The sequence below is a fragment of the Pseudomonas aylmerensis genome (assembly GCF_001702265.1).
Lineage (GTDB): Bacteria > Pseudomonadota > Gammaproteobacteria > Pseudomonadales > Pseudomonadaceae > Aquipseudomonas > Aquipseudomonas aylmerensis.
In genome coordinates, this window is sequence record NZ_MAUE01000048.1 from 70,842 (window position 1) to 93,603 (window position 22,762).

The following is a 22,762-nucleotide window of genomic DNA, read 5'->3' on the forward strand; positions in this document are numbered from 1 at the left end:
CCTTTTCTTTTGCCTTGAGAAAATTGTTCTCGTGACTGATAACCTGTCTCAGAACCGGGCGCGGCTTTTCCAGTCTTATCTATGAGGCCGGACGTTCTAGGCCCTTATCCGCAGTGAGGAATAGCATGAAGCGCATCTGGCGTATGGCAGGTGTAGGTTTGCTGATGGTGACCGTCGGCACGCAAGTGATGGCAGACGACCCACGCCCTGAAGGCGGCGGTCAGCATGAACGAGGGCCGGAAGGCGGTCGGCAAGGTAACGAACAGCCGCGTCCGCAAAACAACCAGCCTCGCCCGCAGAACAATCAACCACGGCCGGAAAACACGCAGCCGCGTCCGCAGAACCAGCACTTCGAGAACAACCAGCCGCGTCCCCAGAATCCGCATTTTGATCGCGCCGAGCAGCAGCCGCACGGTGGCGGGCAATGGCAGGGTCGCCCGCAAGGGGCAGAACAGCCTCGGCCAGCGCCGCAGCCGGCGAATAACCTGCCGATCCAGGGGCGTCCGGATACCGTGCGCCAAACCCAGGAACCGCGCCAGGGCAACTACCAAGACATCCCACGTCGCAATGATGGCAATCAGCACTGGCAGGCCGGCAATAGTCCCGGCCCACGTCCGGGCGGTGGCTTCAACAACGGTCACCCGAATGACAACCGCTGGCCGGGTCGTCCCGACGGACATGGCAATGGTTGGGGCCCGGGCCCGCAATATCGTCCCGGTTATACCGTCGACCGTTTTCCCGACCGCAATTACCGCGTGCCGTACCGTGGCCAGGATTACTTCTTCTCCGGCGGCTACTGGTATCGCCCGCAAGGCCCGCGCTACGTGGTGGTAACGCCGCCGTATGGGATTCGCGTGCGCTACCTGCCGGACTACGCGCGCGAAGTGTGGGTGGGCAGCGCGTTGTTTTTCCTCGCGGCCGGTGCCTACTACACCTACGAAAGCACCTCCCAGGAATACGTGGTGGTGCAACCGCCGACCGCAGTGCCTGGGCCGCAGCCGGCGCCGCAAGGCAACGGGTATGACGTGGTGGCATACCCCGCCAACGGCCAGTCACCGGCCCAAGTGCAGCAGGACGGTTATGACTGTTATCGCTGGGCGGTGCAGCAAAGCGGCTTCGACCCGCAGGCCGTCACCTACGCGCCCGACCCGGCGGTGGTGCAAACCTACCGCCAGGCACAGGGCAACTGCCTGAGCAGTCGCGGGTATCAAGTGCAGTATTGATAAGCTGCAAGCTTCAAGCTTCAAGCTTCAAGCCGCACGCTTGAGGCTTGAGGCTTGAGGCTTGAGGCTTGAGGCTTGAGGCTTACAGCTTATAGCTGGCTTCTTGGGGTTGATCTGCGGGGTCCGCGTGTACCAGTACTTCGGCACGGGGGTAGGCTTGGTGAATTGCATCGGCGGCTTGGTCGCTGATGCCGTGGGCGACTGACAGGGTCAAATCCCCCGGCAGTTCCAGGTGCAGTTGCACGAACCAGTGGCTGCCGGAAATCCGCGTGCGCAAATCATGCGCACCCAGCACGCCGGGCACGCCGCGCGCCAGTTCCAGCATATGCTGGCTGACCTCCGGCGGCAGCTCCTCGTCCATCAATACCGCGAAGCTTTCCCGGGCGATCTGGATCGCACTCCACAAGATGTAGGCGGCAATGCCCAGGCCGAACCAGGCGTCGACCTGATGAAAGCCCATGCCCGCCAACACCAGTGCCACCAGGATGCTGCCGTTGAGCATCAGGTCCGAACGGTAATGCAGAGAATCCGCGCGTACCGCGTTGGAGCCGGTTTCGCGCACCACCCGGTGTTGCAGCATCAGCAAGGCCACGGTCAGCACCAGGGAAAACACAATCACACCAATGCTCAGCCACGGCGCGCCCACTGGTTCCGGGTGTTGCAGGCGCTCGTAGGCCTGGAACGCGATCAGCACCGCACTGCCGCCGATAAACAGCGCCTGGGCCATGCCCGACAGCGATTCCGCCTTGCCATGACCATAACGGTGATCGTCATCGGCCGGGCGCAGGGCGTAATGCACGGCCAGCAGGTTCAGCAGCGAGGTCACGCCGTCGAGCAGTGAGTCGGTCAACCCGGCGAGCATGCTCACCGAGCCACTGAGCCACCAGGCGATGGCCTTGGTGATAATCAGCGCACAGGCCACGCCCACCGAGGCGCGGGTGGCCAGGCGCAGGAGCCGCGCGTGTTCGGGGCTGGTGGTCATGGGCAGTCCTTAGGCAGCGGGTTGCAGTCCCAGGGACGCGAGCTGTTGCACGCTGCCCTTGAACTGGATCATGCGCGGGTCATCCAGCGGCAGGGTGCGGCCGGTTTCCTTCTGGATGATGCTTTGCAGCTTGGCGTTGTCGACCTTGCCGTCGGCGCCGATGGCCTCGTGGAGTTTTTCCGGGGCGACCTGGGCAGTCTTGCCCGGTTCGAAGTAGATCGCGCCGGTGGCGAAGTCCACGCCGAACGCGATCAGGCCAGGGATCACATAGAACAGCAGGCCCACGGCGTCGAGCACGGCAATCGCCGGGTCGATCTTGCCGTCGATCTGGCCGCGGCGGTCGGGGTAGAAAATCGAGCCGCAGGCCGTCAACTGGCTCAGCAGGGTGACGGCGAGGACACCGCCAATGACACGGGAAGCGATACGCATGAAGACTCTCCTGAACACGGTTGATACGAAACTATAAGCCAGCGCCCACCTTTGAGCGCATCCACCGCGAAAGAGCGGGGTGCTTGTGAGACCAGCACCGGCATCCGGCAGTTCGCCGTTATACTCGCCGCTCTGCTTTGGAGCCAGTATGAATTCGTTGCCGATCGATGATGTTTTACCCGCCCTGCGTGACGCCTTGGCGAATCGCCATGAAGCCGTGCTGGAAGCACCGCCCGGCGCCGGTAAAACCACCCGTGTGCCCTTGGCCTTGTTGAACGAGCCCTGGCTGGCCGGGCAGACCATCCTGATGCTCGAACCGAGGCGCCTGGCGGCGCGTGCTGCCGCGGAACGGCTGGCCAGTGAGCTGGGCGAAAAGGTTGGCGACACCGTCGGCTATCGCATCCGTCTCGACAGCAAAGTCGGCCCCAATACACGGATTGAAGTGGTCACCGAAGGCATCCTCACCCGTCGCCTGCAGGATGACCCGGCACTCGACGGCGTGGGACTGCTGATCTTCGACGAATTCCACGAACGCAGCCTCGACGCCGACCTGGCGCTGGCCCTGAGCCTGAACGGGCGCGAGCTGTTTCGCGATGAGCAGCCGCTGAAAATCCTGTTGATGTCCGCGACCCTCGAAGGCGAGCGCCTGGCCAGCCTGCTGGACGACGCGCCGATCCTGCGCAGCGAGGGACGCATGTTCCCGGTGCAGACGCGCTGGGGCCGGCCGTACCAGCCGGGTGAATTCATCGAGCCACGTGTGGTGAACACCCTCCTCGAGGCCCTGCACGACGAGTCCGGCAGTGTGCTGGTGTTTTTGCCGGGGCAGGCGGAGATTCGCCGGGTCCATCAACAACTGGCCGACGCCCTGGGCGACCGCAGCGATGTGCTGCTGTGCCCGCTGCATGGCGAGCTGGACCTCAACGCCCAGCGCGCCGCCATCGACCCGGCCCCGCCCGGCAAACGCAAAGTGGTACTCGCCACCAACATCGCCGAGACCAGCCTGACCATCAATGGCGTACGTGTGGTGATCGACGCCGGCTTGGCGCGCGTGCCGCGTTTCGACCCTGGCAGCGGCATGACCCGCCTCGATACCCAACGCATCTCCCGCGCCAGTGCCACCCAGCGCGCCGGCCGGGCAGGGCGCCTGGAGCCGGGGGTGTGTTATCGCTTGTGGTCCGAGGACCAGCATGAAGGCCTGGCCGCGTATGGCAGTGCGGAAATCCTCGCCGCCGATCTCGCCGGCCTGGCGCTGCAACTGGCGCGTTGGGGTGTCACACCCACGCAACTGGTGTGGCTCGATGTGCCGCCGACCGCCGCCTATGCCCAGGCCCAGGATTTGCTGCAGCGCCTGGGGGCGTTGAATGACGATACGCTGACCGCGCATGGCCAGAAAATGGCCGAGCTGCCGGCCCATCCGCGTATCGCCCATCTGCTGTTGCGCGGCCAGGATCTGGGCCTCGCGGCGACCGCGTGTGAGGTCGCCGCGCTCTTGGGGGAGCGCGATATTTTGCGCGGCGCTGGCGCGGATTTGCACAGTCGCCTGGCGTTGCTGTCCGGTGAAGAACGCGCGCGCGGCACCCAAGGCGGCGTGCAGCGGGCCAAGCAACTGGCGCGGCAATACCGTGGCTATCTAAGAGGCAAGGCCACCCAGCCGGTGGCCGATCCCGACCACCCACGCTGGCTCGGTGCCCTGCTGGCGCTGGCCTACCCGGACCGTGTCGCCCAGCAACGTCGCCCCGGTGGCGCCGAATATCGCCTGGCCAATGGCCGCGCGGCCTTGTTCGCCGAGGCCGACAGCCTGATGAAACAGCCCTGGCTGGTGATCGCCGACCTCGGCAGTCGCCAGGGTCAGCGTGAAGAACGTATCTACCTGGCGGCCGATTTTGATCCGGCACTGTTCGACACGGTGCTGGCCGAGCAAGTGCGCACTGTCGACCAGCTGGATTGGGACGAGCGCGAAGGCGTATTGCGTGCCGAACGCCAGCGCAAAGTCGGCGAACTGGTGCTCAGCCGTGAACCGCTGACCGGCCTGGACGAGTCCGCCCGCAGCCAGGCGCTGGTCAACCTGGTACGCCGCAAAGGCCTGGAGTTGCTGCCCTGGACGCCTGAACTGCGCCAATGGCAGTCCCGCGTCATGCTGCTGCGCCAGCTGGACGCCGGCAAAACCAGCGAATGGCCGGATATCAGCGACACCGCCTTGCTCGCCAGCCTCGAACACTGGTTGATGCCCTACCTGGGCAAAGTCTCGCGCCTGAGCCATTTCGCCCAGCTGGATATTTCCAGCTTCCTGCATAACCTGTTGCCGTGGCCGCTGCCCCAGCGGCTCGACGAACTGGCGCCGCAACATGTGAAGGTGCCATCGGGCTCGTCAGTGCGTTTGGACTACAGCGAACAGCCGCCGATTCTGGCGGTGCGCCTGCAGGAATTGTTCGGCCTGGCCGACACCCCGCGCATTGCCGGTGGGCGCCAAGTGGTGAAGCTGCACCTGCTGTCCCCGGCACGGCGGCCGGTGCAGGTGACCCAGGATCTGGCGAACTTCTGGCGCAGTACCTACGCCGAAGTGAAGAAGGATCTGAAGGGCCGTTACCCCAAGCACTATTGGCCGGATGACCCGCTGGTGGCGGAGGCGACCGCCAGGATCAAGCCGAGAAAGTAGCGACCACCGGGATCAAATGTGGGAGCCGGCTTGCCTGCGACTGCGGTGCAGCCGACACACCGCGTCGTCTGCGTCGCCGGCAAGCCGGGCTCCTACAGGTGTTGGTTATTGCGCGGCAGGCAGCAGGAACCGTGCGATCACCGGCAGATGGTTGGAAATACGCAAGGTATCCTCCTGCCGCACCTTGGCCTGCACCCGTTTGATCCGTGGGCTGTAGAACAGGTAATCGAGCGTGCGATCCGGGCCTTCGATGCTGGGATCATTCGGAAAGTGCGTCAGCCATTTCTCACGATCAATCCCGCTCGATTCGCTGTTACTCGGGATCATCGGGTACTTGTCCCACAGCAGATGCAGCTCGCTGTCCGGTGAGTACCGTCCGCGCTTGCCGGCGTCCAGACGCAGGAATTGCCCCAGGGGCAGCAGGTTGAAATCGCCGCCGATCAACCAGGGCGTGCCGCGACCTTCGAATTTATCCAGCAACTTGACCGTGGTTTGCACCTGCGCCTGCACCGCGCTGCGGCCCGGGGCGTCGCCGTCCAGGCGGGTGTTGAGCACTGCCAGCTGGCCACCATCACTCAGTGGCAAGTAGGTCAGCAGCAGGGCCGGCTTGGGCTGGAACTGACGGCTGATGAAGTTGGCGTCCGGCGCCGGCAATTGCAGGCGTTCGGCGTGTTCGATCTGGTAGCGGCTCAGGGTCGCCAGCTTGCGGCCGACGCTGCCGAAGATATGCCGGTCGGGGACGAAGTCGGCTTTCCAGTCGAAGGTCTGGGCGCTGCAGGGGTAGAGGTCGACCAAGCGTTCCTGGAGCAGGGCCAGTTGGTCCTGGTAGTGGGAGGGCTTGGCGTTTTCGTCGAGTTCCTGCAGCAGCAGGATGTCGGGTTGTTCGTCGCGGATCACCCGCGCCACTTCGTCGAGGCTGGCGGCCATGTCTTCCACGGTGGGGCGGTCGTCGGGGCCGCTGCCGTCGGTGGTGTCGTACCAGAACACGTAGTTCTTGCCGGCCAGGTATTGCACGTTCCAGGTCATGACCTTGAGCGCCTGCCCTGGCAACAGGGTCGGCGCACGCGGCGCAACACAGCTCACGGGCAGGATTTCCTTGGGCTCGGGGCGCCAGGTCAGGCTGTAGATCAGGGCCGTCAGCAGGCCTGCAATGATCAACAGGCCCAGCAAGGTTATGCGCAATAAACGGGTCATCGGCTCGGCTTATAGCGTTTCGGGAGTGGCACGGAGCATATCACCGCGCGTCGGCATCGCCACCGATCAGCATGAATAAACGAAACAGCACCACACTGGTAAACAGCTGCAGGAAGCTGTGCGCGCTGTCGATCAGCACGCCGAGCAACGGCGCAGGCTCGGGATAGGCCGCCACACTGGCGCCCTTGAGCAGCCACAGCGGTGTCATCACGCACAACAGGCACACCAGGATCCGCCAGAAATGCCCACGGGTCAGGCGGAAGCTTTCTTTCATTGCTTCCAGCGCCGGCATGCTGCGCAGTACCAGCAGGTACTCGGCAAACGCCAGTACCACCATCAGCCACAGGCCCGGCAGGAAATACAGCGACAGGCCAAGCAGAATCAGCAAGGTGCTCATGGCCGTCAGCAGGGCGAAGCGCGGCCACAGGGTCAGCGCCATCGCCCACACATCCTTGGTGCGCGGCGATTCGCCCCGGGTGCGGGCGTCGAGAAACAGGATCAAGGCGCCGGTGTACAGCGGGTACACCAGCAATCCCACCACCACGCTGTAGCCGGGGAAGGCATCCGGGCCCAGCGTGTGGTCGAGCACCTGTTGCAGCAGGGCCTCCAGGATGACCAGCGGCAGGCATAGCTGAACGATGGCACCCAGGTTGTTCCGGGTAAAACGGAAAGAGTCGCGCAATACGTCTAACGGATTCATCAGGTTCATCGCAGGCCTGGAAACAAGGGCGACACTTTAACCGATCAGGGTTGCAGGGACGCAAACGTAAACCTTGAGTAAAGACCATTGAAACAACTGGTAACAGCCCCATAACTAGAGTGCACCTGGCCTGATCACAGGCAGGACCACGATTTCTACCGGCAATCTAACGAGGTCGCCATGAACAGCGAAGAGCAAACCCTGATCGATGGACTGTTTTCACGGTTGCAGCAAGCCGAAACGGACTCAGCCCCCCGCGATGCGCAAGCAGAAGCGCGGATCAAGGAGCACATGACTCGCCAACCGGCCGCCGGGTATTACATGACCCAGTCGATCCTGGTGCAGGAACACGCGCTCAAGAGCCTCGACGCGCAGAACAAGCAGCAGGCGCAGCAGATCCAGCAATTGCAGGAGGAGCTAGAGCGCGCCAAGTCGTCGCAGGCAGCCCCTGCAAGCGGTGGCGGCTTCCTGTCGAGCATCTTTGGCGGCGGTTCCCGCGACCCGCAGCCAAGCCAGAGCGCCCCGGCTTCGTCGGGTGGCTGGCGTGAACCGGGCAGGCCTGCGTTTGGCCAGCCTGCGCCGCAGCAGAACTATGGCGCGCCCCAGCAGAACTACCAGCAACCGCAGCAGGCGCCTGCGGCCCCGATCGGCAGCGGCTTCCTCGGCGGCGCACTGAAAACCGCTGCAGGCGTGGCCGGTGGTGTAATGCTGGCCGAGGGCATCAGCAGCCTGTTCCACCACAACCAGCAGCCGCAGGTGGTGGAAGAAATCATCGAGCAACCGGCGCCGGCCAGCGACCAGGGCGGCTGGGGCAACGATGACCAGCGCTTTGCCGGCAATGACAGCGACAGCTGGGGCAGCAACAACGCGGACAGTTTTGCCGACAGCGACTATTCCGACGACTCTTCTTCCTTTGGCGACGACGATTCCTTCGTCTGACCTGCGCTCAACCGGGGCGCTGTGTCGCCCCGGTCTGATTTTTCCCGGAAACGTTCTCGCGACTGGCATACTGGCACCCTTTCCGGGCGCTGGCGCCTGGCTGTCATGAGGAAGTGCGGTGAAGAAAATTGCAGTGTTCGCCGATGTACAAAACCTCTATTACACCGTCCGCCAGGCCTATGGTTGCCATTTCAACTACGCCGCCCTGTGGGCTGATATCAGCGCGCGCGGGCAGATCGTCGAGGCCTATGCGTATGCCATCGACCGAGGCGACAGCAAGCAGCAGCAGTTCCAGCAGATCCTGCGCAACCTGGGCTTCACGGTGAAACTCAAGCCGTATATCCAGCGCAGCGACGGCTCGGCCAAGGGCGACTGGGACGTGGGCATCACCATCGACATCATGGACGCCGCCGACCACGTCGACGAAATCGTGCTGGCCTCCGGCGACGGTGACTTCGACATGCTGCTCGACCGCATCATCCACAAGCACGGCGTCGAAGCCGTGGCGTATGGCGTGCCGGGGCTGACGGCCAACTCGTTGATACGCGCTGCCAGCCGCTACGTGCCGATCGAAGGCGCGTTGCTGCTCAAATAAGCGCTACGGCGCAATAAATAGTTAGACGGAGTTGGAACAGGTTTGGAACGTATAGCGGTCATCGACTTTGAAACCACCGGCATCACCCCGAGCAGCCACTGCCGGGCCACGGAAATCGCCGTGGTCATCCTCGAACGTGGCCAGATCGTGGACCGTTACCAGAGCCTGATGAACGCTGGCGTGCGCGTGCCCGGCTTTATCGAACAGCTCACCGGCATCAGCAACGCCATGCTGCGCAGCGCGCCGCCGGCTGAGCGGGTGATGAACGAAGTGAATGAATTCGTCGGCACCACGCCGCTGATGGCGCACAACGCTGCGTTCGACCAGAAATTCTGGGATTACGAACTGGGCCTGATCCGCCGCACCCGCCTGCAGAAATTCGCCTGCTCCCTGCTGCTGGCGCGCCGCCTGATGCCGTCGGCGCCGAACCACAAACTCGGCACCTTGAATGCCTTCGCCAAGCTGCCCCACACCGGCCAGGCTCACCGGGCGCTGGCGGATGCGGAAATGGCTGCCAACCTCACGGCGCACCTGGCCCAGGAACTGCGCCGCACCCACGGATTGCGCGAACTGTCCCACGACCTGCTGTGCACCTTGCAGAAAGTCCCGGCGGCGAAGATCAATGAGCATCTGAAGAAACATCGCGGGTTCTGATAGAACAACGCCGTTCAAATGTGGGAGGGGCGGTGTTCATCGAGGCTGCACACACTCCAGCGCCCGATCCAACACCCCCTTCGCCATCTCCAACAAATGCATCATCGCCCGCTGCTGCACATCCATCGCTTTGCCCGACGAGTGCGCAGAGCCCACCGCGTAATGCAGCACATCCGCCGCGCAAATGAAAGGGAGTGGTCTTGCTGGCCATTGAAGCAACCGCTCTTTTTGGGGGCGCTTATCTGCTTTCTGAATAGTCAGTAGGCTTGGCCTTGCTGTCCTGTCGGACCATTCTGGATTTTCCCTTCTCCCGTCTATACCCCTTCGCTGCGACCTAAGATCCCGGCTGTCATTTACGTACAGGGACTACGTCATGCAGGAAAGCGATCTTCACACAGCAATCAGGCGAAGCCAGTTTGAGCTCCAAGGCACCGGCATCGATTTCGGCTCAACTTCAAGCATGGCGTTTCATTTGGGAAACACGATGACAAGTTGCCCGGCAGTCATGGTTTTACCTCATTCGCCAGGCTGGACCCATGGCGCCAGTTACCAGTTACTCAAGCCCGTTCATGCGGACTCCTCGGTGCCGAGCACCACGTTTGACGAACTCTGGAAATGTACCCAGCAACACTATGGCTTGACGGCGGCAACGGTTCTGACTGGCGCCGCCGGCATACCTATAAACAAAATTGCCGTGGGCACTTGGGTTCATGTTGGTTCTAGCAAAACGACGAACCTGGCGAGTCTCATCGGAATGCGCTTTTTCCCTCGTACATTGATCAGGCAACCCACGGTGGCCAGAATGGCGAAAGCAACGTTTGGCACCGTCCGGGTATTTGGCATTATTGGACGGGGCATTCCTTTCGTTGCTGCGGGGTTGGCTGTCTTTGATCTAATCAGTATTGGTAAGTGCGCCTATGAGGCAAGAAATGGCAGCTAGCCCGACTAGAGCCGAGATCAGCGAAAAGGTGATTCAGCTATTCGTCGATATCATCGGTTTCATCGACCGAAGTCAGGTCACCGAGCAAACGGACTTCATCCATGACTTCAAGATTATTGATGATGATTTGACCTGCTTTGTCATGCAGATCAAGTGGCAATTCAACTTGCAAGCGACGCAGAAAGATTGGGATCACATCACCACCATCGAGCAGGTGGTCGATTTGATTGTTCAACGCTCACAGCTGTGTTGAAGCAACTGACGTCATCGCGGGCAAGCCCAGCTCCCACAGTTGACCGAGTTGCCCGGACTGTATGCGGTCTAGTGTGGGAGCTGGCTTGCCTGCGATGGCGTCGGTAGGGCCTACCTGCAAGTCAGGGAATAAACGCCATCACTGATGCTGGTGATCCCGAACCGCCTTCCAGTCCTAGTACACCTATCACTAACGTGGCGCCCTTGGCCGGAAGCCGGTCGAGGTGGGTCAGGCACTCCAGCACAATCCCGTTTCCCGCCAACACGGCATGGTTTGTCGCGAAGGCGGTGCTTTGCCCTGGATCAACCCCGTGGGTATCAATGCCAACCCCGGCAATCTGGCGCTGTTCGAGCAAAAACCGAATCGCCGCTTCACCAATCCCAGGGAAGTGTGAGCCTTGCGCGTCCTGACCAAAAAACGCTATCGGGTCGTTCCAGAGGTGTTGCCAGCCGGTGTACATCAGCACGACCGAGCCAGGTTCGATAAGCCCGTGCTGACGTTCCCACGCTTCAATATCCAGTGGGCAGATTTCGTAATCTGGATTGCTCTGGGTTTTACCGTGCACATCGATCACTACGGCGGGCCGCACCAAGTCTTCGGGTCGATAACCATCAATCCCCATTCCACCAGCATAAAAACTGTTCGGCGCATTCATATGCGTGGCGCTATGTTCACCCATGCTGAACCGACGAAGGAAATAGCCGTCCTTGTCCCGTGACGCGACGTCTTCAAACGCCACCGGCGGGTCCCCCGGCCACAGCGGAATACGCGGGGAGATCGGGTGACTGAGGCTGAAGACCTTGCTGGGCTTATCCACCATTTTTGCCCTCCAACTGCCCCAACGGCACCCGCCGCTCTATCGCGCTCGACAAGATGATCGAGGTCTTGCTGAACCCGAACTTCGCTACCCGGTTGATCAAATTCTCCAACTCCGGCATCGAGCCCACCGCTGCCTGCATGATCACGCACGGATCGCCCGTGACCCGGTGGCATTCGGTCAGTTCGGGGATTTCGGCCAGGGCATCGTAGACCTTCTGGCTGCCGTGGTTGGTCAGTCTCAGTTCCATCACGCACTGAATCGGCAGGCCGACTTTGGATAAGTCCACCTTGGCCTGATACCCGGTGATCACGCCGCTGGCCTCCAGCTTGGCCACGCGTTCGGCGACGGCGGGGGCGGAGAGATTTACCGTGCGCGCCAGTTGCGCGTAGGAAGCGCGGCCGTCTTCGAGCAGGGCGCTGAGGAGCATGCGGTCGTATTTGTCCATGATAAGGCTCCAGGAGCGCTTGGCTTTCGAAAGTAGGGGTTATAGCCCTGATAACCATGTTTTGAAAAGTGTACTGGCGGATTAAACAGGTTTTGTAACTTATGTTTAGGAGCCTGCCTTTTTAGAATAAGCCTCTCTCATTTCTGCCATAGAGCTGCCCAATGCCAGGCCCACGTCGCTTTCCCTTACCGTTGATCGCCGCTTTTTTTGCGTTGTATGTGATTTGGGGCTCCACCTACCTGGTGATCCGCATCGGCGTGGAATTCTGGCCGCCGCTGATGCTGGGTGGGATTCGCTTCCTGGTGGCGGGGGCGGTGATGTATGGCTTCTTGCGTTGGCGTGGGGCGCCAGCGCCGACCTGGGAGCAATGGAAGGCCGCTGCCAAGATCGGTATTTTGCTGCTGACCTTCGGCAATGGCGCGGTGAGTGTGGCCGAGCACACCGGCGTCTCGTCCGGTGTGGCGGCGCTGGCGGTGGCGACCGTGCCGCTGTTCACCTTGCTGTGCGGTTATTTCTGGGGCGCGCGTAATACCCGCCTGGAATGGGCGGGCGTGATCCTGGGGATGATCGGTATCGCCATGCTCAACATGGGCAGCACATTGCAGTCGAGCCCCATGGGCGCCGCTTTATTATTGTTTGCAGCGGCGTCGTGGGCGTTCGGTTCGGTGTGGAGCCGGCGCCTGCCGTTGCCGCCGGGGGCAATGGCCAGTGCGGCGGAAATGCTGGTGGCCGGCGTGACGCTGTTGATCGCCAGCGCGTTCACCGGTGAACACCTGCAAGCCATGCCGCCGCTGGAAGGCTGGCTGGCCCTGGCGTACCTGGCCGTGTTCGGCTCGATCATCGCCTTCAACGCCTATATGTACCTGCTCAAGCATGTGCGTCCGGCGGCGGCGACCAGCTATGCCTACGTTAACCCGGCGGTGGCGGTGTTGCTGGGGATCGTGTTCATCGGCGAGACCATCGGCCTGGAAGAAGCCCTGGCGATGCTGGTAATTATCAGCGCGGTGCTGTTGATCAGCCTGCCCCAGTGGCGCAAGCCCAAGCCGGAAATAAGGTAAACTGCCGCGCATTACGCCCTTGCGCTGAATTTTTCCTACGGTAAACACATGACTTTCGCCACACTTGGCCTGATCGAACCCTTGCTGCGCGCCCTTGAGACGCTTGGCTACCAGACCCCGACGCCGGTGCAGGCGCAAGCCATTCCGGCGGTGCTGGCCGGTCGCGACCTGATGGCTGCGGCCCAGACCGGCACCGGCAAGACCGCCGGTTTCGCCGTGCCGCTCCTGCAATTGCTGACAATGGAAGGGCCCAAAGTCGCTGCCAACTCGGCCCGCGCACTGATCCTGTGCCCGACCCGTGAACTGGCCGAGCAGGTTCACGCCAGCGTTGCCGAGTACGCCCAACACCTGCCGCTGACCACCTACGCGGTGTACGGCGGCGTGAGCATCAACCCGCAGATGATGAAGCTGCGCAAGGGCGTCGACATCCTGGTCGCCACGCCGGGCCGGCTGATCGACCTGTTCCGCCAGAACGCGCTGAAACTCAACCAGCTGCAGACCCTGGTGCTGGATGAAGCCGATCGCATGCTTGACCTGGGCTTCTCCGAAGAACTGGCGAACATCTACCGCATGCTGCCGAAGAAGCGCCAGACGCTGCTGTTCTCGGCGACCTTCTCCGATGACATCCGCGTGCTGGCCGGGCAGATGCTCAACGACCCGCTGAGCATCGAGGTCAGCCCGCGCAACGTCGCCGCCAATACCGTGAAGCAATGGGTGGTGCCGGTCGACAAGAAGCGCAAGCCCGAGCTGTTTGTCCACCTGATGCGCAAAGGCCGCTGGAAGCAGGTGCTGGTGTTCGCCAAGACCCGCAATGGCGTGGATGCGCTGGTGGATAAGTTGCAGGGCCTGGGCATCAATGCCGACGGCATTCATGGTGATAAACCCCAAGCGACCCGCCAACGCGCGCTGGACCGTTTCAAATCCAGCGAAGTGCAGATCCTGGTGGCCACCGACGTGGCGGCCCGTGGCCTGGACATCGAAGACCTGCCGCTGGTGGTCAACTTCGACCTGCCGATCGTGGCCGAGGATTACATCCACCGCATTGGCCGTACCGGCCGTGCGGGTAACACCGGCGAGGCGATTTCGCTGGTGTGCGCCGATGAAGTGAACATGCTGTCGGCCATCGAGATGCTGACCCGTCAGACCTTGACCCGCAAGATGGAGCCGGATTTCGAACCGGAACACCGCGTGCCGGACACCGATGCCAGCGGGCAGGTAGTAAAGAAACCGAAAAAACCGAAGAAGCCCAAGACCTCCGGTGGTGGCGGCAAGCGCAACCTCGGCAAGTGGGTGGACAGTGGTGAGGTGGCGCCGGCGGAGCCGTCGATCAAGCCGGTGCGCAAGGTCCCGGTTTTTAATACCGGGCCGCGTAAGAAGAAGTAACTGACCTTTGTGGTGAGCGGGCTTGCACCCGCGTTGGGCCGCGAAGCGGCCCTAAAACCTGCAAGCGCGGTTTATCTGTTAAAACCCTGCGGGTTTATTGGGGCTGCTTCGCAGCCTAACGCGGGGCAAGCCCGCTCGCCACCAGCCACTCCAACATCCCGCGCCCGGCTGCTCGCCCGCTGGCAAAACACCCCGTCAGCAAATACCCGCCGGTTGGAGCTTCCCAGTCGAGCATCTCTCCTGCGCAAAACACCCCCGGCAATTGCTTGAGCATCAGCCGCTCATCCAACGCCTCGAACGGCACGCCACCGGCGGTGCTGATCGCCTCATCCATCGGCCGGGTTTTCACCAGGGTCAGTGGCAGCGCCTTGATATCAACCGCCAACTGCGCCGGATCATGAAAGTGCTCGGCCGGGGTCAGCTCGCGCAGCAGCGCCGCTTTGACCCCATCCAACCCCAACTGACTGTGTAAATGCTTGCTCATCGACCGCGAGCCACGTGGCTTGGCCAGGGCGGCCTGGACCTTGTCCAGCGGCTTGCTCGGCAGCAGATCGATATGCACGGTGGCCGCGCCGTCACGGTTGATGGCTTCACGAATCGGCGCCGACAGTGCGTAGATCAGGCTGCCCTCGATGCCCGTCGCGGTGATCACGCACTCGCCCAGTCGAGGCTTGTCATCCGCCACGCCGATAGCGACGTTTTTCAGCGGCGCGCCGGCGAATTTGCTCACCATCAAATCGCTCCAGGCCGACACCTCGAAGCCGCAGTTGCTCGGTTGCAGCGTGGCGTAGGGCACGCCACGGTCTTCCAGCAACTTGAGCCATGCACCATCGGAGCCCAGGCGCGACCAACTGCCGCCGCCCAGGGCCAATAGCACGGCATCGCTGTGGATAGTTTTTTCGCCGTCAGGGCTGTGGATAAGTAAGTCGCCCTCGGCATTCCAGCCGAGCCAGCGATGGCGGGTGTGGATAACCACGCCCTGGTCACGCAGGCGCTTGAGCCACGCACGCAGCAGCGGTGCGGCTTTCATGTCGGTCGGAAACACGCGACCGGAGGTGCCGACAAAGGTCTGGATGCCCAGGCCGTGAATCCACTCGCACAACGCCTCGGCGCCAAACGCGCGCAGTAACGGCGCCATCTGCGGCGCGCGCTCGGCATAACGCGACAGGAACGCCGGGTACGCCTCCGAATGGGTGATGTTCATGCCGCCCACGCCCGCCAGCAGGAACTTGCGCCCCACGGAGGGCATGCCGTCATACAGGTCGACCCGCACGCCTGCCTGGCTCAATACTTCGGCGGCCATCAGCCCGGCGGGGCCGCCGCCGATAATGGCAACGTGGGAGGGAGCAGTAGCGGACATCAGCAGGCCTGGTGAAAACAAAAGGGCGCCCATTGTAAGCAATGGCGCGCAATTGTGGGGGGGAAGGATCGTTGTGATCGGCGCGCACGCTTTCCATGGCGAGCACCCCTCCCATAGTGACCGCGCTTCCTGTGGTGAACACCCTTCCTGTGGCGAGCGGGCTTGCCCCGCGTTGGGCTGCGAAGCAGCCCCAAACCCTCAACCCCCGTTCTAACTGGCAGAACGCGACGCCCTCAAAAGGGGCTGCTACGCAACCCAACGCGGGGCAAGCCCGCTCACCACAAGGAAGCCTGCGTGTCTGATCAGAAAACGTACAGTTTCCTACACGCCATGCGTGGGTTAGCTTTCAGACGCTTACGCTCAACTTATCCACAGGCCGTTCCACAGGCATTGTGGGTAACGCTCACACTTCAATGACAGCCTGATGACGTCCATACCCGTTGCGCGCTGTGATGCAGGATGCCATGACGACGCGCCAGGGCAGGGCGGTCCTTGCTGTAGCCGCCGCCGATCACGCCCATCACCGGGATGTCGCGGCCCAGGCAGTGGCGCATCACGGCTTCATCGCGGGCGGCGACGCCGGTATCTGTCAGCTTGAGGTAACCGAGGGCGTCGTCCTTATGCACATCGACGCCGGCGTCGTACAGCACCAGGTCGGGTTGGTACAGCGGCAGCAGGTAGTTGAGGGCGTCATCGACCACCTTGAGGTACTCGGCATCGCCCATGCCCATGGGCAGTGGGATGTCCCAATCGCTCTGGGCCTTGCGCGCCGGGAAGTTCTTTTCGCAGTGCAGCGACACGGTGATGGCATCCGGGGTGTCGTGGAGGATGCGGGCGGTACCGTCGCCCTGATGCACGTCGCAGTCGAAGATCAGTACGCGGTTGACCCGGCCGCTGGCCAGCAGGTAATGGCTGATCACCGCCAGGTCGTTGAAGATGCAGAAGCCCGCCGGGTAATCGTAATGGGCGTGATGGGTGCCGCCCGCCAAGTGGCAGGCAAGGCCATGTTCGAGTGCCTGCTCGGCCGCGAGGATCGAGCCGCCCACCGCGCGCACGGTGCGTCGAGCCAGGGCTTCGCTCCAGGGCAGACCGAGGCGCCGCTGGTCTTCGGGGGACAACTCGCCACTCATGTAGCGTTCGATATAACCCGGTTCATGAGCCAGGGCGAGAATATCTGCCGGACACAGCTGCGGGCGCAGCAGTTGGCTGTCCTCGGTCAGGCCGCTGGCCACCAGGTGGTCACGCAACAGACGGAACTTGTCCATCGGGAACCGGTGGTCCGCCGGGAACTCGGGGCTGTAGTCATCGTGGTAGATCAATGGCAAAGGCATGGGATTTTCTGACAGGAATCTGCGAAGGATCTTAACAGCGCTGTACACTCACGCACATGGCAAGGGAGGGGACCCATGGAGCCGATACTCGAACTGGAAAGTGCACGCCTGCTGATGCGCCCATGGCGTGACAGCGACCTGCCGGACTTTGCACGCATGTGCGCCGACTCGCAGGTGATGCGCTATTTCCCGGCCAAATTGAGCCACCTGGAAAGCGCCGCGCTGATCGGGCGGATTCGTGGCCATTTCGCCGAATACGGCTTTGGCCTGTGGGCCTTGCAGCGCAAGGACACTGGCGAATTCATTGGCCTGACCGGGTTGCAGAATGTCAGCTTCGAGGCGGCTTTCACCCCGGCGGTGGAAATCGGCTGGCGCCTGGCGCGCGAGCACTGGGGGCTGGGCTATGCCAGCGAGGCGGCGTGGACGGCATTGCGCTGTGGGTTCGACCGCTTGCAGCTGGATGAAATTGTCGCCTTCACCACGGAGGCCAATCTGCCATCACAAAAAGTCATGCAGGCCATCGGTATGCATTACGATCCGCTGGCAGATTTCGAACACCCCAAGGTCGCAGCCGATGACCCGCTGCGCCCGCATGTTTTGTACCGCATCACCCGCGCCCAATGGTTGGACACGCTGCACGGGTAGGAGCTGGCTCCTACAAGTAGAAAAGAATTGCTCTGAGGAGAGTGTGAATGAGCCAAGTATTGGAAGATCTGGTGGACTTGCTGACCCTGGAGCCGATCGAGGAAAACCTCTTTCGTGGCCGCAGCCAGGACCTGGGTTTTCGCCAACTGTTCGGCGGCCAGGTGCTTGGCCAGTCCTTGTCGGCCGCCAGCCAGACGGTCGAAGAAGCGCGGCACGTGCATTCACTGCATGGCTACTTTCTGCGCCCCGGCGATGCGAAATTGCCAGTGGTGTATTCGGTGGACCGCGTGCGTGATGGCGGCAGTTTCAGCACGCGCCGCGTGACGGCGATCCAGAAGGGCCACCCGATCTTCACCTGCACCACCTCGTTCCAGTACGACGAACAAGGCTTCGAACACCAGACCACCATGCCCGTGGTGGTCGGTCCGGAAAACCTGCCGTCGGAGCTGGAGCTGACCCAGCAGCGTGCGCACCTGATCCCCGAGCACATGCGCGACAAGCTGCTGTGCCCCAAGCCGATCGAAGTGCGCCCGGTGACCGAGAAAGACCCGTTCAACCCGCAGCCGTCCGACCCGGTCAAGTACGTGTGGTTTCGCGCCGACGGTGCCCTGGCCGACGCACCGGCGCTGCACAAATACTTGCTGGCCTACGCCTCGGACTTCGGCCTGTTGACCACTTCGCTGCTGCCCCACGGCAAGACCGTTTGGCAGAAAGACATGCAAGTCGCCAGTCTTGACCACGCGCTGTGGTTCCACGCCGACCTGCGCGCCGATGACTGGTTGCTCTATGCCATGGACAGCCCGTGGGCCGGCAACTCCCGGGGTTTCTCGCGCGGCAGCGTGTACAACCGCGCCGGGCAATTGGTGGCTTCCGTGACCCAGGAAGGGTTGATTCGCCATCGCAAGGATTGGGCATGAGCCTGACGGACGTTAAGCATTGGGTATTCGACATGGACGGCACCCTCACGGTGGCCGTGCATGACTTTGCGGCCATTCGCGTGGCCCTGGAGATTCCGCCCGAGGACGACATCCTCACTCACCTGGCTGCATTGCCTGCCGACGTGGCAGCGGCCAAGCATGCCTGGTTGCTGGAGCATGAGCGCGAGCTGGCGCTGGGTTCCGTCGCAGCAGAGGGTGCGGTGGAGCTGGTGCGGGAACTGGCGGGACGCGGTTATCGCCTCGGTATCCTTACCCGCAATGCGCGGGAGCTGGCGCATATCACCCTGCAAGCGATTGGCCTGGCCGACTGCTTTGCCGTCGACGACGTGCTGGGCCGCGATGATGCACCGCCCAAGCCCGATCCAGGCGGCCTGCTGAAACTGGCCGCAGCCTGGGATGTGGTACCGAGCGAGATGGTGATGGTCGGCGATTACCGCTTCGACCTCGACTGCGGCCGCGCAGCGGGCACGCGCACGGTGTTGGTCAACTTGCCGCAGAACCCGTGGCCGGAATTGGCAGATTGGCATGCCACAGACTGTGCAGTGCTGCGCCAGATGATCCAGCCCTGAGCCCTGTTGGAGCCAGCTTGAACTGGCGATGGCGGCGTGTCAGTCGATCTGTTTTCAACTGGCCCACCGCTTTCGCAGGCAAGCCAGCTCCCACATTTTGACCGTGGTTGTCAGGTAGAAAATCGCTCGCCACAGATCTCACAGCCCACCCCGCGATCCCCTGTGGGAGTTGTCGAGCCTTAGCGAGGCTGCGAAGGCGGCCGCATGGGCGATAGAGGCGTTGGCTGACCCACCGCTTTCGCAGACAAGCCAGCTCCCACATTTTGACCGTGGTTGTCAGGTAGAAAATCGCTCGCCACAGATCTCACAGCCCGCCCCGCGATCCCCTGTGGGAGTTGTCGAGCCCCAGCGAGGCTGCGAAAGCGGCCGCATGGGCGATAGAGGCGTTGGCTGACCCACCGCTTTCGCAGGCAAGCCAGCTCCCACATTTTGACCGTGGTTGTCAGGTAGAAAATCGCTCGCCACAGATCTCACAGCCCACCCCGCGATCCCCTGTGGGAGTTGTCGAGCCCCAGCGAGGCTGCGAAGGCGGCCGCATGGGCGATAGAAGGGTTGGCTGACCCACCACCATCGCCGGCAAGCCAGCTCCCACATTTTGACCGTGGTTGTCAGGTAGAAAATCGCTCGCCACAGATCTTACAAGCAGCCCCGCGATCCCCTGTGGGAGTTGTCGAGCCCTAGCGAGGCTGCGAAGGCGGCCGCATGGGCGATAGAGGGGTTGGCTGACCCACCACCATCGCCGGCAAGCCAGCTCCCACATTTTGCCCGTGGTTGTCAGGTAGAAAATCGCTCGCCACAGATCTCACAGCCCGCCCCGCGATCCCCTGTGGGAGTTGTCGAGCCTTAGCGAGGCTGCGAAGGCGGCCGCATGGGCGATAGAGGGGTTGGCTGGCCCACCGCTTTCGCAGGCAAGCCAGCTCCCACATTTTGACCGTAGTTGTCAGGTAGAAAATCGCTCGCCACAGATCTCACAGCCCGCCCCGCGATCCCCTGTGGGAGTTGTCGAGCCTTAGCGAGGCTGCGAAGGCGGCCGCATGGGCGATAGAGGGGTTGGCTGACCCACCACCATCGCCGGCAAGCCGGTTCCTGCAGGGATGTGGGGTTATTGGAAGAGTACTTTCTGGCCTTCAGGCGAGGTAAACATGCCGTCGCCGTTATGCCCAACGCCCGGCACTTCCACCAGTTTCTGGCTCAACTGCGGGTGCCGCTGCTTGAGGTAGTCAAAATAGTTGTGCCCGCGAATCAGGCGATACGCGCCTTGGGTCTCGGCGGCGCAGCTTTTATCCAGCGCCGGGTGGTTCGGGTCGGTGTCCTGCTGGCCCAGCAGGTAGGTGATGTTGCGTGACACGTAGGCCTGCTCAAGCTGCTCGGCGCTCTGGCCCTTGGCGTAATCCGGCAAGTTTTGCATGCCGTATTTCCAGTCGTTGAAGCCTGGGCAGCTGGCGGTGTCGAACTTCACCGGACGCTGTGGCGTGAAGTACGCGTAGGACGATGGGTTGGCGACCACGTAACGCAGGCTGATGCCTTCGGTCTGCAGCATCGGGTGGTCGTGGCCGGTCAGGGCAAACCGCTGGACCACTTGACCACCGCCGGAATGGCCGGCGACGACGATCTCTTTCAGCGCCGGGAACAGCTTGCGATTGCCCAGGTGCTTGATGATCTGGTCCAGGGCGCCGTAGGAACTGACCTGGCCTGGGCCGACGGAGGACTCGCCGGCCATCCAGTCGTTGCCGTTCCAGCGCAGCACCTGGTTGTCCAGGTGGTTGCGCTTGATGTCGGACTCATTCAGAAACTGCGGCGCAATCACCAGCGTATTGGTCGCCTGGCCCGCGTGCTCGGCGGCGTCTTCACCGCTTTGCAGGTAGGTCTGCGCATTGCGCAGGCGGCCGTGCACGATGATCAGCGCGCGGGTGACCTGGGGCAGCGGCTGGCGCCAGTCCTGGCTCAACCCCAGGCTGAGGTCGCCGGCATCCAGGTGAAAACGATCGGGACTGACCACCTTGACCCCATGTTCTTTCTCGGCGGCCCAGGTGGATGAGGAACAGGTAATCAACAAGCCCAGCAGCAATCCCAATCGTTTATTCATCTAAAGACTCTTGGCGGTAAAAGTGTCGCATTGAGTGATCTGGCCCTGGGCAAAGCCGGTCTTGAACCAGCGAACCCGCTGCGCCGAGGTCCCGTGGGTAAACGAGTCCGGCACGACGCGCCCTTGACCCTGTTGCTGCAAACGGTCATCGCCGATGGCGTTGGCCGCATTCAGTGCTTCTTCAATATCGCCAGGCTCCAGCCAGTTCAGGCGCTTTTGCGCGCGGTTGGCCCAGACCCCGGCGAAACAGTCGGCTTGCAGTTCCTGGCGCACCAGCAGGCCGCCATCGCCTTGCAGCTGCCGGCCCTGCTGACGCGCGGCCTGGATCTTGGCCGAGATGCCGAGCAGCGTCTGCACGTGATGCCCGACTTCGTGGGCGATCACGTAGGCCTGGGCGAAATCACCGGCGGCCTTGAAGCGTTGCGACATTTCCCGGAAGAAATCCAGGTCCAGGTACACCTGTTGGTCGGCCGGGCAATAGAACGGGCCGCTGGCCGAAGTGGCGCCACCGCAGGCCGAATTGACCCGACCGCGGAACAGAATCAGTTTCGGATTCTTGTAGGCCAGGCCATTTTCCTGAAAGACCTGGGCCCAGGTGTCTTCGGTATCACCCAGCACCGCGCGCACAAAGTCCGCTTGCTCGTCGTTGGCCGGCGGTGCCTGGCGTGGCTGCGTGCTCACCGAGGGCGCCTGTTCCATCTGGCCGGTCAACTGGCCGAGGATCTGCAGCGGGTCCTGGCCGGTCAACCAACCGATGCCGACGATCAGCACAATTGCCGTCAGGCTCAGGCCCTTGCCGCCACCAAACCGCATGCCGCCACCGCCGCCACCACTGTCATCGCGGGCATCCACCACGTTGTCGCTGCGTCGGCCTTTTTTCCATAGCATGGGGCAATCCTCTCGATGAACTCTGAAACAGTGTTGTTGGTGCGTGGGAATGGCGCCAGCCCGGCTGTCCGACAGGTTCGAGAGCTGCGTAGTATCGCTGCTCTCAGCCCGTGCTGGCAGGGGCGCCAGATGAAAGTTGTGTCAGGTTGGACGGCTCAATCGCGGCAGTAGCCTTCACCGCTATCAACCACCAGGCAGTCCTTTTTCTCCGCCAGCCATTTCAGCCCGGTGGCCTCGCCGTTGCCAGCGCGCAGCAGTTGCGGCCCGTCGGGGCGGGTGAAGGCGATGCCGTCTTCGGCGGCTTCACCTTTGAAGGTGCCGGAGTCGTCGGCGTCGAGGCCGTATTGCATGGTGAGGATGTAGTGACCACGGCCGACGCTGTCGTCCTTGGCGATGGTCAGGTTCAGGCCTTCGACGCCGATCCACTTGCCGACCCACTTATCGGTGGGCGGGGTTTCGGGCACCAGCGTGGCTTGCACAGACGGTGGCGCAGGCTTGGGTGCCTCCTTGGACTCCTGGTTGCAGGCGGTCAGCAGGGCGAGGGCAGAAAGAATAAAGAGGGTTTTTTTCATAGCAGCAAGGCCTTGGTTAAAAAGTGTGCAACGCGGGGGCTAAGGTGCAGCGTTGGACTCGAATCCCGTGATTTAGTGCGCTGTTCGCACGGTGTTTGGTTA

Annotated in this window: 23 protein-coding genes; 12 read left to right on the forward strand and 11 right to left on the reverse strand. The window is 62.5% G+C overall.

Annotated elements, in window-relative coordinates; genetic code table 11:
• Nucleotides 1-125: 125 nt before the first annotated feature.
• A complete protein-coding gene (locus tag BBG20_RS30600; RefSeq protein WP_065910112.1) occupies nt 126-1,223 on the forward strand; it encodes a DUF6515 family protein in 1,098 nt (365 codons plus the stop codon).
• Nucleotides 1,224-1,305: 82 nt separating this feature from the next.
• Here BBG20_RS30600 and BBG20_RS30605 read toward each other — a convergent pair whose 3' ends face one another.
• Nucleotides 1,306-2,205 carry a cation diffusion facilitator family transporter gene (locus BBG20_RS30605; RefSeq protein WP_065910114.1) on the reverse strand — a complete coding sequence of 300 codons (900 nt, stop codon included), beginning with the start codon at nt 2,203-2,205 and terminating at the stop codon, nt 1,306-1,308.
• 9 nt (nt 2,206-2,214) lie between these two features.
• Nucleotides 2,215-2,634 carry a hypothetical protein gene (locus BBG20_RS30610; RefSeq protein WP_058413854.1) on the reverse strand — a complete coding sequence of 140 codons (420 nt, stop codon included), beginning with the start codon at nt 2,632-2,634 and terminating at the stop codon, nt 2,215-2,217.
• A 148-nt stretch (nt 2,635-2,782) separates the two neighbouring features.
• On the opposite strand from BBG20_RS30610, the gene hrpB reads away from it, so the two are divergent.
• Complete coding sequence (gene hrpB, locus BBG20_RS30615) at nt 2,783-5,290, forward strand: ATP-dependent helicase HrpB (protein WP_065910118.1); 2,508 nt, start codon at nt 2,783-2,785, stop codon at nt 5,288-5,290.
• Nucleotides 5,291-5,395: 105 nt separating this feature from the next.
• Here the strand turns inward: hrpB and BBG20_RS30620 are convergent, their stop codons facing one another.
• Complete coding sequence (locus BBG20_RS30620; RefSeq protein ID WP_065910121.1) at nt 5,396-6,484, reverse strand: endonuclease/exonuclease/phosphatase family protein; 1,089 nt, start codon at nt 6,482-6,484, stop codon at nt 5,396-5,398.
• 40 nt (nt 6,485-6,524) lie between these two features.
• Nucleotides 6,525-7,184, reverse strand: coding sequence for a YciC family protein (locus BBG20_RS30625; RefSeq protein WP_065910342.1), 660 nt, complete (start codon nt 7,182-7,184; stop codon nt 6,525-6,527).
• Nucleotides 7,185-7,364: 180 nt separating this feature from the next.
• Here BBG20_RS30625 and BBG20_RS30630 point away from each other — a divergent pair, with 180 nt between their 5' ends.
• The 5 genes from BBG20_RS30630 to BBG20_RS30650 all read left to right on the forward strand — a co-directional run bounded on the left by BBG20_RS30630 (nt 7,365) and on the right by BBG20_RS30650 (nt 10,565).
• The gene (locus BBG20_RS30630; RefSeq protein WP_065910123.1) at nt 7,365-8,123 is read left to right on the forward strand and encodes a DUF2076 domain-containing protein; all 759 of its coding nucleotides are present in this window, start codon (nt 7,365-7,367) and stop codon (nt 8,121-8,123) included.
• Nucleotides 8,124-8,241: 118 nt separating this feature from the next.
• Nucleotides 8,242-8,718: a LabA-like NYN domain-containing protein gene (locus tag BBG20_RS30635; protein WP_034117765.1), complete on the forward strand. Its 477-nt coding sequence runs from the start codon at nt 8,242-8,244 to the stop codon at nt 8,716-8,718.
• 42 nt (nt 8,719-8,760) lie between these two features.
• Nucleotides 8,761-9,372, forward strand: coding sequence for a 3'-5' exonuclease (locus BBG20_RS30640; protein ID WP_065910125.1), 612 nt, complete (start codon nt 8,761-8,763; stop codon nt 9,370-9,372).
• A 373-nt stretch (nt 9,373-9,745) separates the two neighbouring features.
• Nucleotides 9,746-10,312: a hypothetical protein gene (locus BBG20_RS30645; RefSeq protein WP_065910126.1), complete on the forward strand. Its 567-nt coding sequence runs from the start codon at nt 9,746-9,748 to the stop codon at nt 10,310-10,312.
• Complete coding sequence (locus tag BBG20_RS30650; RefSeq protein ID WP_065910128.1) at nt 10,302-10,565, forward strand: acyl carrier protein; 264 nt, start codon at nt 10,302-10,304, stop codon at nt 10,563-10,565. Before BBG20_RS30645 ends, BBG20_RS30650 begins: the two co-directional genes overlap by 11 nt.
• Nucleotides 10,566-10,686: 121 nt before the next feature.
• Here the strand turns inward: BBG20_RS30650 and BBG20_RS30655 are convergent, their stop codons facing one another.
• Complete coding sequence (locus BBG20_RS30655) at nt 10,687-11,385, reverse strand: cyclase family protein (RefSeq protein ID WP_065910130.1); 699 nt, start codon at nt 11,383-11,385, stop codon at nt 10,687-10,689.
• Entirely contained in the window at nt 11,375-11,830 is a 456-nt protein-coding gene (locus tag BBG20_RS30660) for an Lrp/AsnC family transcriptional regulator (RefSeq protein ID WP_065910132.1), read from the reverse strand. Before BBG20_RS30660 ends, BBG20_RS30655 begins: the two co-directional genes overlap by 11 nt.
• Before the next feature lie 161 nt (nt 11,831-11,991).
• Between BBG20_RS30660 and yedA the strand changes: the two genes are divergently transcribed.
• Both yedA and BBG20_RS30670 read left to right on the forward strand, forming a co-directional pair.
• Nucleotides 11,992-12,888, forward strand: coding sequence for a drug/metabolite exporter YedA (yedA, locus tag BBG20_RS30665; protein ID WP_065910133.1), 897 nt, complete (start codon nt 11,992-11,994; stop codon nt 12,886-12,888).
• Nucleotides 12,889-12,936: 48 nt separating this feature from the next.
• Entirely contained in the window at nt 12,937-14,271 is a 1,335-nt protein-coding gene (locus BBG20_RS30670; protein ID WP_065910135.1) for a DEAD/DEAH box helicase, read from the forward strand.
• Nucleotides 14,272-14,386: 115 nt separating this feature from the next.
• On the opposite strand, the gene BBG20_RS30675 is transcribed toward BBG20_RS30670, so the two are convergent.
• Nucleotides 14,387-15,631 (reverse strand): TIGR03862 family flavoprotein, encoded by a 1,245-nt coding sequence (locus BBG20_RS30675; RefSeq protein ID WP_065910344.1) that lies wholly within the window; start codon nt 15,629-15,631, stop codon nt 14,387-14,389.
• Between the two features lie 410 nt (nt 15,632-16,041).
• Nucleotides 16,042-16,962, reverse strand: a complete 921-nt coding sequence (locus BBG20_RS30680; RefSeq protein ID WP_065910137.1) for a histone deacetylase family protein — start codon at nt 16,960-16,962, stop codon at nt 16,042-16,044.
• A 75-nt stretch (nt 16,963-17,037) separates the two neighbouring features.
• On the opposite strand from BBG20_RS30680, the gene BBG20_RS30685 reads away from it, so the two are divergent.
• Genes BBG20_RS30685 through BBG20_RS30695 form a run of 3 tightly spaced genes read left to right on the forward strand, consistent with a single transcriptional unit; the run spans nt 17,038 to nt 19,114 of the window.
• Complete coding sequence (locus BBG20_RS30685) at nt 17,038-17,607, forward strand: GNAT family N-acetyltransferase (RefSeq protein ID WP_065910139.1); 570 nt, start codon at nt 17,038-17,040, stop codon at nt 17,605-17,607.
• Nucleotides 17,608-17,654: 47 nt separating this feature from the next.
• Nucleotides 17,655-18,524: an acyl-CoA thioesterase II gene (tesB, locus tag BBG20_RS30690; RefSeq protein ID WP_065910141.1), complete on the forward strand. Its 870-nt coding sequence runs from the start codon at nt 17,655-17,657 to the stop codon at nt 18,522-18,524.
• Complete coding sequence (locus BBG20_RS30695) at nt 18,521-19,114, forward strand: HAD family hydrolase (protein WP_065910143.1); 594 nt, start codon at nt 18,521-18,523, stop codon at nt 19,112-19,114. Before tesB ends, BBG20_RS30695 begins: the two co-directional genes overlap by 4 nt.
• Nucleotides 19,115-20,216: 1,102 nt before the next feature.
• On the opposite strand, the gene BBG20_RS30700 is transcribed toward BBG20_RS30695, so the two are convergent.
• From BBG20_RS30700 to BBG20_RS30710, 3 genes are all read right to left on the reverse strand, one after another.
• Entirely contained in the window at nt 20,217-21,200 is a 984-nt protein-coding gene (locus BBG20_RS30700) for an alpha/beta hydrolase (protein ID WP_065910145.1), read from the reverse strand.
• Nucleotides 21,201-22,088 carry a KPN_02809 family neutral zinc metallopeptidase gene (ypfJ, locus tag BBG20_RS30705; RefSeq protein WP_065910147.1) on the reverse strand — a complete coding sequence of 296 codons (888 nt, stop codon included), beginning with the start codon at nt 22,086-22,088 and terminating at the stop codon, nt 21,201-21,203.
• Between the two features lie 155 nt (nt 22,089-22,243).
• Nucleotides 22,244-22,660 (reverse strand): membrane lipoprotein lipid attachment site-containing protein, encoded by a 417-nt coding sequence (locus BBG20_RS30710; RefSeq protein WP_065910149.1) that lies wholly within the window; start codon nt 22,658-22,660, stop codon nt 22,244-22,246.
• Nucleotides 22,661-22,762 lie beyond the last annotated feature (102 nt).